This is a genomic window from Arthrospiribacter ruber, from assembly GCF_019343195.1.
Classification (GTDB): domain Bacteria; phylum Bacteroidota; class Bacteroidia; order Cytophagales; family Cyclobacteriaceae; genus Arthrospiribacter; species Arthrospiribacter ruber.
In genome coordinates, this window is record NZ_RPHB01000010.1 from 104,597 (window position 1) to 124,523 (window position 19,927).

General features: G+C 42.2%; 11 protein-coding genes. 5 read left to right on the forward strand and 6 right to left on the reverse strand.

All coding sequences use genetic code 11. The annotated features are described in order from the left end of the window. Positions 1-416: 416 nt before the first annotated feature. On the reverse strand, positions 417-824 hold the full coding sequence (locus EGN73_RS19285) for a DUF779 domain-containing protein (RefSeq protein ID WP_219293398.1): 408 nt from the start codon (positions 822-824) through the stop codon (positions 417-419). Between the two features lie 129 nt (positions 825-953). Further along, positions 954-2,480 (reverse strand): aldehyde dehydrogenase family protein, encoded by a 1,527-nt coding sequence (locus EGN73_RS19290; protein ID WP_219293400.1) that lies wholly within the window; start codon positions 2,478-2,480, stop codon positions 954-956. A 134-nt stretch (positions 2,481-2,614) separates the two neighbouring features. Here EGN73_RS19290 and EGN73_RS19295 point away from each other — a divergent pair, with 134 nt between their 5' ends. The 3 genes from EGN73_RS19295 to EGN73_RS19305 all read left to right on the forward strand — a co-directional run bounded on the left by EGN73_RS19295 (position 2,615) and on the right by EGN73_RS19305 (position 6,981). Further along, complete coding sequence (locus EGN73_RS19295) at positions 2,615-3,544, forward strand: AraC family transcriptional regulator (RefSeq protein ID WP_425515040.1); 930 nt, start codon at positions 2,615-2,617, stop codon at positions 3,542-3,544. Between the two features lie 460 nt (positions 3,545-4,004). After that, a complete protein-coding gene (locus EGN73_RS19300) occupies positions 4,005-4,742 on the forward strand; it encodes a glycosyltransferase (protein WP_219293402.1) in 738 nt (245 codons plus the stop codon). Next, positions 4,735-6,981, forward strand: coding sequence for a lipid-A-disaccharide synthase N-terminal domain-containing protein (locus EGN73_RS19305; RefSeq protein WP_219293404.1), 2,247 nt, complete (start codon positions 4,735-4,737; stop codon positions 6,979-6,981). Before EGN73_RS19300 ends, EGN73_RS19305 begins: the two co-directional genes overlap by 8 nt. 28 nt (positions 6,982-7,009) lie before the next feature. Here the strand turns inward: EGN73_RS19305 and EGN73_RS19310 are convergent, their stop codons facing one another. Next, on the reverse strand, positions 7,010-7,942 hold the full coding sequence (locus EGN73_RS19310) for a sugar phosphate isomerase/epimerase family protein (RefSeq protein WP_219293406.1): 933 nt from the start codon (positions 7,940-7,942) through the stop codon (positions 7,010-7,012). A 119-nt stretch (positions 7,943-8,061) separates the two neighbouring features. Between EGN73_RS19310 and EGN73_RS19315 the strand changes: the two genes are divergently transcribed. Then, on the forward strand, positions 8,062-8,820 hold the full coding sequence (locus tag EGN73_RS19315; RefSeq protein ID WP_219293408.1) for an LOG family protein: 759 nt from the start codon (positions 8,062-8,064) through the stop codon (positions 8,818-8,820). 8 nt (positions 8,821-8,828) lie between these two features. Here EGN73_RS19315 and EGN73_RS19320 read toward each other — a convergent pair whose 3' ends face one another. The 3 genes from EGN73_RS19320 to EGN73_RS19330 all read right to left on the reverse strand — a co-directional run bounded on the left by EGN73_RS19320 (position 8,829) and on the right by EGN73_RS19330 (position 13,964). Next, positions 8,829-10,607, reverse strand: coding sequence for an SLC13 family permease (locus EGN73_RS19320; protein ID WP_219293410.1), 1,779 nt, complete (start codon positions 10,605-10,607; stop codon positions 8,829-8,831). Positions 10,608-10,622: 15 nt separating this feature from the next. Beyond that, the gene (locus tag EGN73_RS19325; protein WP_281422308.1) at positions 10,623-11,465 is read right to left on the reverse strand and encodes a ZIP family metal transporter; all 843 of its coding nucleotides are present in this window, start codon (positions 11,463-11,465) and stop codon (positions 10,623-10,625) included. A gap of 75 nt (positions 11,466-11,540) precedes the next feature. Continuing rightward, on the reverse strand, positions 11,541-13,964 hold the full coding sequence (locus EGN73_RS19330) for a TonB-dependent receptor (protein ID WP_219293412.1): 2,424 nt from the start codon (positions 13,962-13,964) through the stop codon (positions 11,541-11,543). Between the two features lie 595 nt (positions 13,965-14,559). Here EGN73_RS19330 and EGN73_RS19335 point away from each other — a divergent pair. Then, positions 14,560-19,917, forward strand: coding sequence for a hypothetical protein (locus EGN73_RS19335; protein WP_219293414.1), 5,358 nt, complete (start codon positions 14,560-14,562; stop codon positions 19,915-19,917). Positions 19,918-19,927: the final 10 nt, after the last annotated feature.

Sequence of the window (19,927 nt, forward strand, 5' to 3'; positions counted from 1 at the left end):
CGTCCCCATGGGACTGGTTTGAGGTTCATACAGGCTTTGGTGTTTGTATTTGAGTCGTATTAATGAATGCCTCTGGGCATGGACGATGTAATAGCCCGGTAATTTATTGCCGGGTAAAAAATGGGTACAGGTTAACCGAAATGCCGTCGGCATGGACGATTTTACATTAGGATATGGATCATCCCTACGGGATTTTTGGGGGGTGGGCATGGACCGGTCCAGAGGTTGAAACCTCTGGTTATAAGATAGTCCGTCCCAATGGGACTGGTTTGAGTTTTATGCAGACTTTGTTTTTGGGTTCGGGTTTTATTAGTCAATGCCCATGGGCATGACCGATGTAATAGCCCGGTAATTTATTGCCGGGTAAAAAATGGGTACAGGTTAACCGAAATGCCGTCGGCATGGACGATCTGAAATTATCCTTCTTCCAGATACTCCTCGCCTGTTTTGGTGGGAACAAGATTTTCAAGCTCCTCCATAGTAAACATTCGGGATCTTATCATAAAGCGGATCCCCATGGGGATTTCCAAGGAAAAGCTGCTTCCTCTACCCGGAGTTACATCTAAAGTCAATTGGGTGTGTTTCCAATACTCAAATTGATCTTCATTCATAAAAAAATCACAACCATAAATCTTCCCCATCCATACATCACTTCCCCCTACTTTAAAATCACCTTTTTCAAAACACATGGGAGAAGACCCATCACAACAGCCACCGCTTTGATGGAACATTAATTCTGTTCCAAAGCGTTTCCGCAGGGTGTCGATGACATCCATGGCGGCTTCTGTGATAAGGACTCTGGGAATATACTGTTTGTTTGACATGGGAATTTTTGAAGAAATGAGAAAATAGAGGCGAGAAGCGAGAAAAAAGAAACAAGACTGAAGATGGAAGTTCCATCTTCTGCCTTGCGTTCTCTTTTCTTTAGTATTTTGCTATAGATCTTATGTCTCCTAAAAGAAACCAAGCTTGTTCTTGCTGTAAGAAATCAGCATATTCTTGGTTTGACGGTAATGGTTGAGCATCATGAGATGATTTTCCCTGCCAAATCCTGACTTTTTGTATCCACCGAATGGAGCGTGAGCAGGGTAAGCGTGATAGCAATTCACCCAGACTCGGCCAGCTTTGATAGCTCTTGGCACCTGATAGAGTTCATGTGCATCTCGCGACCAAAGTCCTGCTCCCAAACCATACATGGTGTCATTGGCGATTTCTATGGCCTCTTCTGTAGTTTTGAAAGTAGTCACAGAAGTAACTGGTCCAAAGATTTCTTCTTGGAAAACTCTCATTTTGTTGTGTCCTTTGAATATGGTAGGCTGGATGTAATATCCAGTTTCCAATCCTGAGTTCAAGCTGGCCTTATCTCCACCACACAATACTTCCGCGCCTTCCTGCTTTCCTATATCAAGATAAGAAAGTATCTTTTCGAACTGATCATTAGATGCCTGAGCTCCCATCATGGTGTCCTCCGCAAGAGGATGTCCCATTTTTATGGCTTTGGTTCTTTCTACTACCCTTTCCATAAACTTGTCATAAATGTCTTCATGAACAAGGATTCTGGAAGGACAGGTACATACCTCACCTTGATTTAGTGCAAACATGACCGCACCTTCTACGGCCTTGTCAAAAAACTCATCATCAGCATCAGCTACGGACTTCATAAATATATTAGGTGATTTGCCACCTAGTTCCATAGTGACAGGCACAAGGTTTTCGGAGGCGTATTGCATGATCAACCTACCTGTAGTGGTTTCTCCTGTGAAGGCCACTTTGGCTACTCTTTTAGATGTAGCAAGAGGTTTACCGGCTTCAGGACCAAATCCCGTAACTACATTCAATACCCCGGGAGGAAGAATGTCAGCGATCAACTCCATCAATACCATTATACTTGTTGGAGTTTGCTCTGCGGGCTTTACCACTGTGCAACATCCCGCAGCCAAGGCTGGCGCAATCTTCCATGTAGCCATTAATAGCGGGAAATTCCATGGTATGATCTGTCCCACGACTCCAAGTGGTTCAGATAGAGCAATACTTACGGTATGCTCATCATGTTCCGAAATCGTACTTTCATCAGCCCGGATTACACCTGCAAAATACCTAAAATGATCTACGCAGAGAGGGAGATCAGCCGCTCTAGTTTCTCTTAGGGCTTTACCATTGTCTATGGTTTCTACCCTCGCGAGCATTTCCAGATTTTCTTCAATTACATCTGCTATTTTATTCAATACCCTCGAGCGCTCAGCGGCGGAGGTTTTGGACCAAGTGGCAAAAGCCTCATGTGCTGCATCCAATGCTTTTTCTACATCTTCTTTGTTTCCTCTTGCAGCCTTTGAGAATGGTTTGCCGTCAATAGGGGAAATGTTGTCAAAATATTCTCCCGAAGAAGGGGCTACCCATTTTCCACCTATAAAATGGTCATATTTTTCTTTGATGCTTGGCCTGTCCACAGGCTTCGCCTCTGATAATGTTAATGTAGTCATAGTTATTAGTTTATTTTGGATTTTCTCAAATGTACTTCATTGATTTTTAGAAAAATCCACCTAACAAATCAACCTATCCACCTGTTTTGATAAGTGAGGCTTATTTGATAATTTTATTGAAAACCCGAATAACCATGTTGAAAACCAATTATATCGCCGGGGTGCCATGGAGGAATGAAAGAGATCTGAAAACCTTGGTGGAAAACCGGACCACATATACTTTAAATGATTGCGAGCTTAATATTTTTGAAACCCATCAAAAAGCAGAAGATGTAAACCTTGTATTCGGAGACCTGGTGCTGACCACCATGCTCAAAGGGAAAAAGATCATGCACCTCTTTGACAAGCCGGGATTTGACTACCTTCCGGGAGAATCTGTGATAGTTCCTCCCAATGAAGTCATGAAAATTGACTTTCCTGAAGCCAAGTTTGACAATCCTACCCAGTGTATTGCACTCTCTATATCCAAAGAGATGATAGAAAACACTTTTCATTTGCTTAATGAAAGACTTCCCGATAAAGAAATTACCAAAGAATGGGGGCTGGACCTTACTAATTTTCACCTGATCAATACAAAAGATCTTTCGGAAATCATCAACAGGTTTATCCGTATTGGAGTGAAGGAAAGGTCCAAGGAAAAAGACCTGATTGCTACTTTTGCACTGAAGGAATTGCTGATAAGGCTTACGCAAACACAGGCCAGAGATATGTTGGAAAAGACCTATCAGTCTCTCGCTTCTTCCAACCGTATAGCCCATGTCGTAGACTATATCAAAAGAAATATCAGAGAAAATTTCACTTTGGAAGCCCTAAGTGAAAAGGCCTGCATGAGTAAGGCTCATTTTTCCAGAACATTTAAAAATGAGTTGGGCTTAACTCCCACGGAATTTGTGCTGAAAGAGAGGCTAAAACTTGCAAGGAACTTTCTCAAGCTGGGCACCAAACAAATTCAGGAAGTATGTTACATGTCAGGGTTCAATAATCCTACTTACTTTATAAGGGCATTCAAAAATGAGTTTGGGATGACCCCAAAAGTGTATCAGACTCAGTTCCATTCAGCTTAGATTATGGCAGTGTTAAAAAATTGTCAAAAAATAATTTACTGTTTTTATGGTCTTTTCGATAGCTTTTTTTAAGTTTAGAAAATTTTGGTAGTGAAAAAACGCTAAAAGTTTGAAAATTACCAATTTTTATATGGCTGTAGTCAGTTACAAATAAACCCACATTTGGAGTCTTTTGCAAAGACTCCTTTTTTTATGCCTTATTTTTGAACCAGTTTTTCAATATTTTACATAAAATCACAATTTTTAGGTTAAAATTTAAACCGGTTTTTTTCAAATTGACAAAAAATAGGTTTTTTGAGTGTGCATAGTGTCTTGTTTTAGTTTTTAGACATAGATTTTTCTAAATACAGGTTATATTTTAATCCAAACCAAAGGAAATTTCATAAAACCGTAAATTTCTTTGTCAAACTAACTTTTTTATCTAATTGTGATATCTTTGTCCCTCAATCCAAAGTTTTTAATGAATTCCATCACTGTTATTATACCTGTTTACAACGAAGAAGGAAATATTTTCCGAATCGAGGCGGCTTTGACCGAGTACATGGGGAAATCTTCTTTCAGGGTAAAAGGTTTGTTTGTTAATGACGGTTCCAAGGACAATAGCTTAAGCCTAATAAAGAAAGTATGCCATGGGAACAGGCATTTTGGATACATTTCATTAAAGAAAAACGCTGGGCTTAGTGCGGCCATCAAAGCAGGCTTTGACCATGCAGATACCTCTTGGGTAGGCTACATGGATGCGGATCTTCAGACCAGTCCGGAGGATTTTCTTTTGTTCGAGCCTTTTGTGCATGAGTATGAACTGGTGACAGGAGAGAGGCAAGACAGAAAGGATGGATTAGGGAAGAAATTTTCTTCCAGTTTTGCCAATTGGTTCAGGAATAGCTTCTTGAATGACGGAATGAAAGATACCGGCTGTCCACTAAAGATCTTCAATAGAGAATTTGCAGGCAGGCTTCCATTTTTCAATGGAGTGCACCGTTTTTTTCCGGCACTGACACAGATCTATGGGGGTAGGGTAAGGGTAGTCCCTGTGAGACACTTCGCCAGGGTGGAAGGAGTCTCCAAGTTCAATGCCTTCAATAGGATGGTTCAACCCTTCTTGGATACATTATTGGTGCATAGGCTGAAAAAAAGAATTATAAAGTATCAAGTTCAGGAGTCTCAACTTTTTGACCCAAATTCTGTCAATGAATAGTGAGTTGATATTGGCATTGGGGCTTTTTGCACAAGGCTTGTTTGCTGCTAGATTTTTGGTACAATTAGTAAGGTCCGAAAAAGCCAATAAAGTAGTCTCACCTACTCTTTTTTGGCAGCTGAGTTTGATAGCCTCATTTCTACTGATAGTATATGGTTTTTTTAGAAATGACATTGTCATTGTCGGAGGTCAATTGGTAGGTTACCTTATCTATATCCGTAATCTTCAGCTGAAAGGAGAGTGGAATCTTTTGCCTGTAGCCGTGCGGGGATTTGCCTTTGGTTTACCAATTTTGCTCTTGCTTTTTTTGGTGTTTGGCCTTGATTATAATTGGAACGGCCTGATAGACAATCCTGAAATTGAAGGGGTCTTGCTAACTTGGGGCACACTAGGGCAACTTATTTTTACTTCAAGGTTTGTGGTGCAATGGCTACATTCTGAAAAACTGAAAGAGTCTGCTTTTCCGGTTTCTTTTTGGTATATCAGTACTGTTGGAGCATTGTTAGTAGCCAGTTATGCAGTTTTGAGAAGTGACGCGGTCCTTTTTATAGGGCAGGGATTTGGCCTGATGGTCTACTTGAGAAACCTTTACATTCATCACAGAATTGGTATCAAAAAATCAATGTCCCTATTCCTGAAATTCAAACCTTACAGGTTTCCTGTACTATTGCTTTTTACTGCATTGGTACTCTTTTTCAACTTGGATAACTGGAGTGTGACAGAAAGCAGTGAAGCCAGGTATGCTCAGATCGGTAAAGAAATGGTGGAGTCAGGGGACTATATGCATCCGACCTTGATGGGGATTTATCATTACCATAAGCCGCCGATGACTTACTGGATTACAGCAGTGTCTTACAAAATATTCGGCGTGTCAGCTTGGTCAGCAAGGCAGTTTCTTCAGCTAGCTTTATTGCTGATGTTGGTGTTGGTATTCAGAATCGGAAAGATTTTTTTCAAAGACGAGAAAAAGGCATATTACAGTACTATGATTTTTGCAGCTTTCCCCACTTTTATCATAGCTGGGAGGGCTTTGACCACAGATGCGTATTTGACTGTTTTTGTTCTTGCTGCGGTGCTTTTTTGGCTTAAGTACCTACAGGATTATAAGTCGTCGAATTTGATCCTGTATTATTTGATGCTTGGTCTGGGATTTCTTACCAAGGGTCCTGTTGTACTGATTGTTCCCCTGATTTTATTGCTTTGCAGTGTGTTTTACATGAAGACAAATCAAGGACCATGGCGTCTGCATGTCATTGGGATTTTGATTTTTTTGCTTACTGGAATGAGTTGGTTTGTATTGCTGTATTTGGAAGATCCTCAGTTTTTGGATTATTTTGTTTTCAAGCATACTGTTCAAAGATTCGCTACGGATACATTCAGCAGAAGCCAGCCGGCCTGGTTTTATCCTGCTCTTTTGATAGTGACCGCTTTTCCTTGGGTACTGATAGTTGTTTCCAATGTCAAAAAAATATGGGTGTCCAAGGATAAACAGATGATGTTTTTACTGGCATGGATCATTATTCCTTTAATTTTCTTTTCCATCAGCAAATCAAAACTCATATTGTATATTCTTCCTGTTTATCCGGGGATAGCGCTTGCTTCTGCCAAGATCTGGCTGGGGATGGATGAGGATAAGCAAAAGAAATGGGATTGGGTTCAGTTTGGGTTTCATTTGCTGCTTCTGTTTGGTTTAGGGTTGAGTCCTTTGATCGATCCAGAAATAGTGTTGAGCTATAAGTTTTACTTTATCATTGTCATTACGCTTTCGCTATTGCTGGCATTAAGGGCAACAAGCATGAAAGTAGTGGATAGAACGGTGCTTACAGCTTATTTATTCGTCATGGGGATCACTGCATCTTCATCTTATTTCTTTGGCAGCAATCCAGGCCTGATGAATGACCAAAAGCGAATAGCTGCCTATATCACTGAAGTGCTCCCTGATGCCGAGACTATTTTGGTTTATGACAAAAGGATGCCATCTATGATGTTTTTGACAAACAAAAACATCATTTCTCTGTACGATGGTGATGAAAGTCTGAACAGGGAAGTCCAGTTTGAAACCGATGAAAAATGGAAATCAAACCTTATCAACCTTTTGGATGAACCTGATTGGTTAATCAAAAATTCCCCTAAGAATTCGGTCTTAATGGTCAAGAAAAACAAAATAAAGAAACTGGGAGATACCCAGCATCCTTTCAAAAGGCAAACTGAAGTAGACGGTTGGGTTTTGTTTTACTGATGTTTTAGCTCGTGGGAAAAAAATACATTCAGGCTTTCAATCCAACCTGACCTGCAATTTTTCTAATATATTGGGCACCTTCCAGGTATTCCTCTGCGGTTTCCAAGTGCTCCATCATGACGGGAATATGCGGCAATTTTAGAATTTCACCCATGAATGTCCTGTAGTCCATTTGTCCTCTTCCGGGAATGACTTCATCAAATTGAGGCATATAAGTGCGCTCTTTTAAGACAAGATCTTTGGCATGACAGCTTTTGATGAAAGGTCCCAATTTTGAAAAGCATTCCTTTATCAGATCGCCATTTTTATAGAAAACCGCTGGGCTGACTACCATATTGACCGGATCTAAATGTACCCCAAAAGCCTTTCTGCCTATGGCTTTAATCAATCTGAGGTAAGCATCTGGGTTTTCCGGGAAAATCCAAGGCATGGCTTCCAGGGTAAAAAAGGTTCTTTTGGGATTGACTTCATCAATGATTTTCCTTGTAGTTATGACAATTCTTTCGAAGGTCTCATCCGAGAAATTTTCGGGGTGAGGGCCGGCCCAGTTCTCTCTATTGTTGCTTCCTGCAATATTTACACAGCAATTGGCACCAATTTCATCTGCCAGAGAAAGGGATGAAACACACTTTTCAAAAGCAGCATCTGCAGTGGCTTTGTCCGGGCTGATTGGATTGGACCAGGCACCTACTTCTCCTATTGTAATCCCTGCAATCTTGGCAGCATTTTCATAAGCTCGAATGGTATTTATATCTGCACTTGTATCCACTGGACAATAGGCAGCTTTATAATTCAGGTTGATTATAGCTTTGACCCACTCTTCGGGATCTGAATACTTTTGGAATACTGGACCTCCTAGCCTTAGGCCTTTTTCTGAGCGTTGGGATATTGTAGGGGTGAATGGGAGGATGGTGGCTACTGCTATCAGGCTTGATATTTTTGTGAACTGTCGTCGTTTCATGGCTCTTTGGGTCTGGATTGTTCTTGTTTTTGGGTGGGTTAAAGCAATTTTGTATATGCTTTTTGCTTACAATTTAAATTTACTTTCCATAAATTGAAAAATTAAATAATGACTATAATATGTTAAAAGAACAGCCGAAATCATTTTCCCCGCTAGTCAATCCGGAAGAAGAAGAGTTTTTTGCAGGACCGCAGACCAGATGGAAGGAACTGAAGTTTGTCATAAAAGTAGCCTTGGAATTCATCAGGGGCTTTAGGATTCTACATTTTATCGGTCCTTGTGTGACTGTTTTTGGATCTGCGAGGTTTGAAGAAAAAGACAGATTTTATAAGTTGGCAGTGGAAGTGGGAGAGCGGGTAAGTCAGATGGGTTTTGCGGTGATGACCGGCGGAGGCCCTGGAATCATGGAAGCTGCCAATCGTGGTGCCAAAAATGTTGGTGGTAAATCTGTAGGTTGCAACATTATTTTGCCTTTTGAGCAGTTCCCTAATCCCTATCTGGATAAGTGGATGAATTTTAAATATTTCTTTGTCAGAAAAGTGTTGCTATCCAAGTACAGCTATGCTTTCGTGGTAATGCCTGGGGGGTTTGGTACTTTGGATGAGTTTTTTGAAGCACTCACACTTATCCAGACCAAAGTGATGAGAAGGTTTCCTGTAGTCTTAATGTGCAGTGATTTTCACGAGCATCTGTATGCCTACATCAGCCATTTGGCAGATTATGGCACGATTAATAAGGCTGACCTGGAGTTGTTTTTACTTACAGATTCCATTGAGGAAATGGAAGCCCACATTAGAAAATACGCTGTGGAAGGGTATGGACTCAGGAGAAGAGAGGAACTGATTCCCAATCCAATGTTGGGAGAAGAAGAACAATAAGTTTTTGGTTACAAAGGCCAGAAGAACAGGATTAAAGGAATTCCGATCAATATTATCAACAACTCCAAAGGGGCTCCCATTTTCAGATAGTCGGTAAATTTGTATCCACCAGGACCCATTACAAGGGCATTGCTCTGATGACCTATTGGAGTCAAAAAGGCACAGCTGCCACCTATGGCAACCGCCATCAGGAAGGGATCGGCGTCTACGCCCATTCCGGCAGCCACATTAAAAGCTATGGGAGCCATGAGAACCACAGTAGCGGCATTGTTGATAATGTCCGAAAGAAACATTGTCACTACCAATACCACAGTCAAGATGACCCAAGCAGGAAAATTATCTTTCAATAGTAGAATTTTTTCGGCAATCAGGTTGGCTCCTCCAGTCTGCTCCAGCGCAGTACCTAAAGGCAACAGGGCGCCAAGCAAAATGATAACAGGCCAGTCCACTGCTGTGTAAATTTCCCTTACAGGAATCACCCGAAACAATACCATCAAAAGTGCTCCCAAAGTAAAGCCCACCTGTACTTCAAGCAATCCGGAAATAATGAGAAATAAAGAGCTAAGAAATATGCCCAATGCCAGAATGATTTTTTTAGGCTCTCCAAAATTCAAACCTCTGTCAGCCAAGGGCAGACACCCCATACTTTCCAGGGTTTCATCTATTTTGTCGCTTTCTCCCTGCACCAAAATTACATCACCCCCCAAAAACTTGACATGATCTATCCGCTTTCTGATTTTCTGGCTTTGTCTTGAGATGGCCAGTAAGTTGACTCCATACCTGAAGCTCATCAACATGTCTGAAGCAGACCTTCCGATGATGGGACTGTTTTCCATCACTACTGCTTCTACCAACATGATGTCTTCATCCTTTTTGGCTTCTTCTTTCTTCTCCTTATCCTTTTCTTCGGCGACTAGACCTGTTTTGGATTCACTGATAAACTCCTTCAAATCATCAGGGTCTCCCTGAATGCTGATAATGTCATTTTCCCGAAATACAAAATTTCTGCCAGGGGCATAGGTAAGTTGATTGTTTCGGATGATATTCAGGATCTGAATATTGCCTTTGGTAAATTCATAGATAGCCCGGTGGGGTTGGTCTTTGAGCTTGGAATCCTCCGTGATGATTACTTCTGTGATGTAATCGTCTATATTGAACCTACTTTTATCATCTCCTTTTGGGGCTCTTTTTGGTACAAATCGCCAGCCTATCAAAATGATGAAAATCAGACCTAATAGTGCCAATCCTACGCCTACAGGTGCAAAGTCAAACATCCTGAATTTTTCACCGACCTGCTCTGCTCTGATTGTAGAAATAATGATGTTGGGGGGCGTTCCGATCAATGTAGTCATTCCCCCAAGTAAAGAGGCAAAAGCAATGGGCATCAAATAGGATGAGGCACTGTGCCCATGCTTGTTTGCGATATGGACGGCAAGAGGCATAGTCATAGCCAAGGCTCCCACATTGTTCATAAAAGCAGAGGCAACACACACTAGTATGCATAGGAATGCAAGTTGAAAGGTGAAGCTCAGCTCCTTTTCAATGAGGATTTTGGCCATGCTTTCAATCAGTCCGGATCGGGCCAGGCCATGGCTGACCACCAGAATCATCCCTACTGTGATGACCGCGGGATGAGCAAAACCCAAAAAGGCTTCTTCAGATGGAACTATCCCGGCAAAAACCAAAATCAAAAGGCAAACAACGGAAACCAGGTCATACCTGAACTTACCCCAGGCAAAAAGGATAATCGCTAGAATCAGGGTTCCGAAAACAATCTGCATTTCCATTTTTTATAAAAAGCTTTAAAGTGCTACATCTAAAATCATCATGATCGTGAAGCCCAGCATAAATCCCAATACGGCCAAGTCGGTGTATTTGTCTCTCTGGGTTTCGGGAATAACTTCCTCTACCACTACATAAATCATGGCTCCTGCCGAAAAGGCCAAAGCATAAGGTAAAATATTATTCATATATATCACGGCCAATGCTCCTATCACCCCAGCAATAGGTTCAACCATAGCCGACAATTGACCATAGAAGAAGCTTTTGGCTCTTCCAAGTCCCTGTCTCCTCAAAGGCATGGAAACTGCCATTCCTTCGGGTAGATTTTGAATGCCAATTCCTATGGTCAGCGCTATTGCTGCGGTCAGGGTAGTGGCATCCATGTCAAGAGCCGCAGACCCGAAAAGCATGCCAATGGCCAAACCTTCCGGTATGTTATGCAAAGTAATGGCCAAAACCAACAAGGTGGACTTGTGCCAATTGGTAGTGATTCCCTCGGATTCGCTTTTGTTGAAATTGATGTGTAAATGGGGCAAGAGTCTGTCCAGTAAAAAAATAAAGAAGCCTCCAAGCAAAAAGCCTATGGCTACTGGCGCCCAGTTGTATCCAGGGTGGATTTTCTCGGCCATCTCAAGGGCAGGGGTCAACAGTGACCAAAAGCTTGCGGCTATCATCACTCCCCCGGTAAATCCCAGCATGGTATCAAAAACAGAACGGCGGATAGTCTTGAAGAAAAACACCAGAGCTGCTCCCAGAGCAGTCATCAACCATGTAAAGACAGTTGCAAAAAATGCTGCTCTGACCGGACCCAGTGAAATTGCCCAAGCTTCTAATTGTTCTACCATAGTGCTCGGAAATATCATTTTTTTTAAGCTGACTTACAAAGAATACAAAATATTAGAACTGGAATTTTTTAACTAAATAGGTGAAAAAATTTATCAAAAACTAGCTGTCAGTGCCACAAGAAAGTTCCGACCGGGTGCTGCGATACCCGAACCGTATGTTCTGTACCTCACATCGGTAATATTTTCCAAGCCAACGCTCAAAGAAACATTTGGCAACAATTGATAAAAACCCTTTAGATTGAGTGTGGCCCAAGAGGGGCTTATTGGATTGCCGTTTTCATCAATGGCGTAAAGTTCTGGTTTACCCCTTTCTTCCAGAGGCAACTGTTCGAAAGAAAAGCCTCCGGCATATTCGCTGTATAATTGAGCCCTGATTTTTTCTCTTTTGTATTCCAGTCTTGTCACACCAAAAGTAGGAGGTGCATGTCTGGAAGGACTTTGCTGTCCATCCTCCATTTCCTCGGTACCTTTTTGGATATTTAGTCTGGATGAAAATGTAAAGTGATCATCGATTTTGATTTCAAGGGCAGCCTGTAGCCCAAGTATTCTGACAAAAGCCGCATTTTGCAGAGAAAGGACCCTGCTTAGCTCACCATCATATATAATACTGTCCTGTCCATTGAGTGTGGCTTCCCTTCGCACCAGGCCATTTTCCAACAAAGTATAATAGGCAGTAAGATCTACCATGATATTTTCATTGATTACTTTTCCTGCATTGGCTTCCAAATTGTAAGCATATTCTGCTTTCAAGTTTGGATTGGGTATCATGACAGTTCCAGGTTCGGAGTCAAATACTTTACCGATATCATCTACATTTGGTGCACGGAACCCTGTAGAGGCATTCAAATGAAAAGTCCATGTATTATCAGGCGTAAAGACCCAACCTGTGCTTGCTGTAAGGGCGCCTTCTTCGTTCTGGCTTTGATCGAATGGTAATGGGTAAAAATCTTGGTTATTGCTGAAATCAGCTCTTATTCCAAACCTGCTATACCTTAATCCTGCTTGCAAGAGTGAACTTGGACTGATTTTCTTTTGGTATGTACCATAGGCCGCATATGAATTCCAAGTAGCCATAGGGTAGCGGGCTGCCGCTGTGTTAGTAGCGCCTGTAAGGATGTTTTCAGAAGTACCGGTAGACCTTACATCATTTAAGACATACTCCAGTCCGTAAAATACCTTGGCATCATTGGGAAGCTCTTTAAGGAAATCCAGGTTGGCAGAGTAGGCGTCGACTTCTTCCACACGTGTTCTTCTGTTTGGATTGTTGAAATTGCGGTCTATACGGCTTTCTCCAAAATTCTGCAAAGCCAAGCTTAAGGTGAATTGATCAAAAATACCTGCTTGATCCGCAGTGTGGGATATTTTGAAATGGTTCATCATCCAGGTTTGAGGGCCATATTTCCACTCTCCTGAAGCCGGAAGTCCATTTGGGCGCACTCTGGTCAGTCTGTCATATCGGTCAAACTCAGAGCTGGCAGAATAGTGGAAACCATAATGAAAATCCCATTTTCTATTAGGAGAAAAGCGGATTTTTTGCATGATGTTGTATTGATCATAGCTGGTTGGGGCCTGGTTTCTTGGGTCAGGATTTTCTATGACTACATCCTGATCTCCCTCTCTTACCACAAAAGTCGGCCGGAGAAAAATTTCCGGCCCCCGGCTTCCCATTCTAAGGTCTCCATAATCATTTCTGCTAATACTACTTACAGCCGCCCATTTTTTTCCACCATATTTGAGGTGTACATGTCCGGTTCTTTCACTGTTAGCTGTACTTGTTCGAAGCGTAGCACTGCCTTTAAGCAACAGGTTGTCATCTTTGGAGAATTCAGGTTGTAAAGTCTGGAAACTCATGACCGCTCCAATGGCATCACTTCCATAGATAATGGATCCAGGTCCAAAAAAGACCTCCGTACTCTCAGTCGCAAAAGGATCCAGAGAAATCACATTGTGCAAATTTCCACTTCTGAAAATGGCTGTATTCATCCTAACCCCGTCTACGGTATAGAGAAGCCTGTTTGTAGAAAATCCACGGATCATAGGACTTCCTCCGCCTTGTTGGCTTTTTTGGATAAATACTTCTCCTGAAATTCCCAATAAATCCGCAGCCGTTTGCGGATTGAGCAACTCACGTTCTTCCTTGGTGATTGAAGTGATCCTGGCAGGAATTTCCTGACGGGATTGGCTCCACTTCGTAGCAGATACTACAGTTTGCTCCAATGCTATGGTAGTGGATTCCAAAAATACGGTGTAACCTTTATCTTCAAGTTCTTTGAAGGTCCTTACCTTGGGCTTATAGCCATATAGGCGGATTTCAACTTTATCTGATCTTACAAAGGAGCTGATGTTGGCTTTGCCAGATTCGTCTGTAAATACTATCAGATTATTTTTGGATTGGGAAATGGCTGTAAATTCCAAAGGGGATTTATTGTCCATATCCAGCACGGTCAGAGTCTGACTGTGACCATTTACACAAGTAAAGTAAATTGTCAAAAAAAAGATAAGTATTCTTAAAGTCATGATTCGGGTTTACGAATTTGCCCAATATTACTTTTTATTCATCTTTTTTCAAGCGGCTTTTGGATGACCCTATAAATCTTCTGAGGAGTGGAATAAATAAGGTTTGTAGATACTGGGATATGATTATCCGCTTACTTACAAGTAGAGCCTAAATAATGGAACAAACCTGTGATTTATAGCCAATATCAATGAATATCCAATATCTATTAGTATCGGATTTAAAAGGCCTTTATTTAAATTGGTTAGTTGTATAATTGCGGATATGCATATACTGGAATTCCTCTCGAGGCAATAAAAAAGGGTTTCTGAAAATTTTGTCATCATCACGAATTTTAAGCATTTCCAAAACTTAAAGCTTGCTCAATAGATCTGCGGGGTTTAGTTTTATGATTACATTTTTAATTGTATTATTTTTATAAATAAATTAATTTTTCATTGCGAATATTTAATTAAAAACCTAACTTTCAATAAGTTGTTGCTGCTTTTTAGTTTTGTACTTATGCGGTGGAAGAAGAATTTTTAAGTTGAGGGCATAATTTTTTTGGCAGGATAAGGAAAGCTGCAGGCTGATTTTTAACATTAAATCTTTTATCACATGGAAAAAATGCAGCAAATCCAGGAAGTTCTGTCCTCCTTGTTTGGACAACTTCAGACATTTACCAAAAAGCAAAGAGAGGATTGGGAGGCTGCTTTGCCTACAACCATTTCTGCCCTATCAAGACAGGATGTCAGCCAAATCAGAAATCAATCCTTTGTCATAGACAGATTGGATTTATTTCAGAAAAATCAAATTGACGAACAAAAGATAGACTCCGTCATCCAAGCGGTAAGGGAAGTGTCTAGTCGGGAAGTTACAACAGATACACGGGTTTTTTTAAGGGAAGTACCAGTCAGAAGTACTCAGGTTCCCAATAGTGTGCCGGAGTGGGCAGCGGGTTCCAGGCCCGAGGTCACTTATGGACCGCTTCCTCATATAGACGGGAGGCAGATTTTTGTAGATGTTTACAGGGTAGAGAAAATGGTGACTTTGTACCAGCAGGGGAATAATCAGCCCGTCTTACTTTTTACAGGTACCTGGAGATCCAATAGACTGGCCATGCTGGGAAACAGTCTTGCTGATATGGCCAGAGAGGAATACAGTTTGGTTGAAGGATCAGTTTGGATAAGAGCGGATCTAATGGGAAATGGTATCCCAGCACAAAGGTATATTGGATTGGCGGTCAAAGATGGGCTGGTCAAATTAAGTGCTAAGCCCACAGTAGTCAACAACAGACTGGTAATTTCAAATTCATCTAAGGTGACAGTGTCCTTAGGGCTACAGTCAAATGAATCTTCCATACAAGGCAATGGGGAGTTGGGGCAAGATGCCAGAGACTTGGTTTTAGGCTTGCCTGACAAATTTGATTTTGAATTTACAGGTTCTGGGAAGGCCAAAATCAGTCTTATTTCTGAGAGTGCCTGCACATTGTATGGAGAGGAACTGAAATTTAGGAGGCATACATCTGCCAGCCTGTTTTTTCATGAAAAAACCAATAGGTTGATGATTCCCCTGCGCTGTGACAAGGATACTTTGGAAATACAAAGCCCAAAAAGTCCTTATGTGTCATTGATGGGGTCTGCCGAACTGGAAGCTTCTTGGTGGGCTGTGCCAGCTGCAATGTTGGATATCAATGCTCCCCTACAGGCGGCTGGATCTGGGGGATTGGCCATTTTGACCAAGGAAGGGTTAAAAGCGAATTGTAAGGGTCAAGAAGGAAATGATGGGAAGCTCATATCCCCAATGTTTTTGCTGGACCCAGGAAGAATCTCCATCACAGATACCCAGTCAGATTGGTTTGGTACTTATCAGGATATTCTCCATTATAAAGACAGTATCAATCCTCATGGGACAAGTATTCATTTGGATTTCCAGAGAGCATGTCCTTTTCTTTATTATGTTTTGGCTGAAGGTGTCGAATTGACCATGACCGAGGTCAATGCCGATGTACAGTTGGACAGGCCGGTGCAGGTGGACGGGCATGCTTTTGAAGTCAAAACAAAGAATTCCATTTTCATAACGGCAGCTACCCAGGAGAAAAATGCTTTTTATTTTTATGATGGCAATATTATCTGGGACAACAATGATATCAGGCGACGGACTCCAGTTTTTAAAACCAGGGCAATAGCTTTGGAAAACGGTCTTTTTTCAGTTTCTCCAGCGAATGCCTGTATCATCTTCGGTGAAATCAATGCCGGTTGGGACAAAATTGTAGAGAGTCACACTTTTTTACAATTTGGGCTTTTTGGCTATATGCCGACACTGCCCGATCCTTATTTGGTCAACTATCGATGGAGAAGGGAAACAAGGGCCAATATCCAGGGAGGCATTGATGGAATTCAGAATTGGCTGGTATGCCAGATAGTACAAAAACCTACCGATGGAGACTTAGATGAGTTGAGCGTGAGTTTCCACCATGCCAATGCTTTGCAGGGATTAACGCCTGCTGTTGCAAGATCTGAGAACAATCCTTCAGCATCGTTAGCAGGAAATCCATTTGCAAATACCTCTAGGCCTGTTGTTTCTGCTGCAAACCGAAAGGACATAAAGCCCGACAACAGGCTTGTAAGTTCACTGCCCGACTTTGAAGGCCAATATGAGGGTATGTTTGGACAAAAGTTGTTGGATTATTTTGCACTCCTTGATGTCAGTAGCAATGCCAATCAATTGGGGATTTCCGTTGGAACAGGAATTTTCAGCAGAATAGATTTTGACAGGCAAAGGGAGACAACAGGGCTGGCGCAGGCAGATGGAGATGGGAATTACAATATTGAAGCAGTCAATCATTCAGGATTGATTATTGAAGGTATGCAAGTGCAGCTTCCTGCTACCATGGCAAGAATTTTCACCTTGCCTCAGGTCGCTTGGGAGCCACTTTATAACCTCAGTCCACCAGATGAAGTAGAAGATGAGCACGGTAATAAAATCACCATGCCGGGTGACCCTCAGGGAGGATTCAATTATTATCCAAATGATGGTGGTCCCACACGGATATTCAACAACCGTCCTTTCCCTGTGCCTCTGGCTCCCATACCTTTGAGTAATTTTTTGCTGGAGCATTTCTCTAAAAAAGACAGGACAAGGCTGGAGTTTTATTTCACACTTCCTTTTGGATTGAAGGCATTTTCCCTGTTGAGCTTTACCAATACAAAGGAAGAAATCAAACCTTCTTTTTTAAATGTCAGACCTGTTTTTCCCGAAAACCTTCAAGGAGGAATTCATCTGGCCACAATTGCGGGAAATCATGGTAAAAAGTATGCTGAATCTGAAGGCATAGTCCAGCTGCCGGATAACAACATGTTTGCCGGAGCTACTGTACAGTTGGCAAATGTATTGAATGGATCAGGAAGCCCGACGGGCACGAGTACTTTAGGACATAGCGTGACTTACATTTTCAACAATGAATTTTTTGTCAATCAAAAAGAACCGAATTCTGTGACAGGAAGGGGCGTTCCTCTTACCAGGATGGACTTTACCGGGTACGGAGCCAGTACATTCAGTGAATGGGAAAGCCCTTCTGCAGCTATTGCGCAAACTTCACAGGCCAAGTTTCAGATCATGCTTGGCCGGACGGCCCATGAAGTCATTCAGGTCAAAAGCCTTATTTACCCTTGGGGTATACGGGTAGTACGTACCATTACTATTTTCAGAGGAGGCAATGGTTTCGTATTCCGGACAGATAGTGGATGGCAGCCTGAGTCCGACGGCTTGTTTGATTTTGGTTACAATTATACCGAGAATGAAGTGCTAAAAACTGAGTCAAGTCCATACGAACTCCATCCCGGAATCATCTCAGGCTTATTCAATGTCAAAAATATCAAAGAAGATCCCACTTTGCCGGAGTTTAGTGATACCAATGAGTACCCAAATGATGCTGATTATATCAATATTTTTGGGGAGAAGGTAAAATTGACAGCTCCGAAAAGCGAAGATGTGAAGTGTGTGGCGGTTTGGTTTGATGCGGACATTGAAGTAGAAAATGTGGTGCAAGGACACCAGAATGGCAGGGTACCCTCCAAGAAGATTCTGGGCTATATCCAATTGGCACCTGCGGGAGTTCCCCTCACTCCTGAGAAGTTTGTAAATCTCCTTGAGCTACAAGGGGGCGTGATAGGTGCGGATGTAGATTGTACCATTGACCTCAACAGAAGTGATCAACAGATGAGGGTGAGCAGGGTTGATTTTACCCATGCAAAGGATGATTCCGGTTCACCTGTCTTTGTAATTGCGCCCAAAGGTTCTGTTTTCCTTCCCAAGGATGGCAGCTGGACATTGGTCTGTCACGAAAGGGGTTCAGGAGATGTATTTCCTTTACCAAGCCATGAAGCCATTCCTGTAATCAGGACGGGTAAATGGATACCCAATAAGGTGATTGATCCTGAAGTGGTTCAAAAAGTCTTGATCCGCTTGGCCAATCCAAGTGAGATAGTAAGAAGCCCACAACCTGAAACAATGAATTTCGGATTTCTGCAATCTACCGCCACGCAAAAGGCGCTGTTTCTGACCCCTTCTTTTGCTAGAAATTCCAAAAAATTATTGAGCAAAACACCGCCCTTGTTTGCAGATGCTTACAGACTGATGAGGGACAACACCATTTTTCCTAATATTGGAGATGCTAGCAACAGTTTTGGGTCTGCGGTTCCTTTGTACAAGGTTTTTGATGTCAATGGAACAGAATTAGCCCACCCTGCATTCAATGAAGTTGATTTTCATGACAATAACATCAAAGTCATGGAGCTGCTGGATATCAATCCAGTCAAGGCTGGACAGGCTGTGATCGAGCAGGGCTTCAAGCTGCTTACGGGTTCAAGAAATCCGACTATTGGGCAGGCAGTTTCGTTCCAAATGCCCACCTCCAATGAAGTCGAGCTGGTGAACATGCCGAATGTTTTGCGGATCTATATGGATTACAAAATCACTCCAAGTAATGGCTCACAGCAAAACTCCAAGTTGGATTTTGACATCAATTCTTTCTCGCAAAATGCAGCAGATTCCTGGAAAAGCCGGGTCAAGGATGTTGCTATGGTGGTGGATTTGGGAGACTTCAAAAGGTTGATGAGCATTAAAGGTAACTTTGATGCGTATAAGGGGAAAGTGCCGGGTTATGAAGGGGACTTGTCCGGTGGAGGAACAGGTTCAAATGGTATCTCTGTACCTGAATTGGAACTTTCACCAGAGCTGGAAACAGTGGTCGAAATACTTCAGATATTGGCTTCACTAGGCAATGGGGATTATGCAGACATTATGAGAAAGGGTCTGAAAATAGCGATGGGTAATACCGGGGAAGTGTGGGAGTATAAATTTGAAGCCTCCCAGGAAATCCCGACCATACAGTTTCCTCCAGGTGATTTGTACAATGATCCCAATACACCGCTCCGTCTTGAAGCCTCTTTAGGTTTGGGATTCTTCTTCAATGCAGCCATGAAAGTCACCTCTGATGCCAATCAATTGATTCCTACGGCTGGTGCATTTTTACAATTTAAGGGTGGACTGCAGGTGATGTGTGCTACTGTCAGCGCGGCTACCATCTACGCCGTAGGGAAAGTGGATCTGAAGCTGGCCTGCGATACCAAGGAAGGACCAAATGTCAGAATGAAGTTCGGGTTTGGAGCCAATATTACGGTAGGGCTTCCGGTTATTGGGAATGTCAGTGTGACCTATCTGGTAGGAGCCGATTTATATATTGCCAGCAAGAAGTTTCAGCTATTGGCTGTGATCCTCTTCAAAGGAAGGATTAGTCTTGCCATGGGAATGGTGTCTGTTACCATTTATATAGAAGCTGCGGGGGGAGTTTCCAGATCAGGCAACAGAACAGAGTGCGTTGCTTCTATGACATTTGGACTGGAAATCAGCATCTGTTTTGTCATCGATATCAGTTTTGAGGAAACCTGGCAAGAGAGAAGACAAATTGCCTGATCGTATCTAT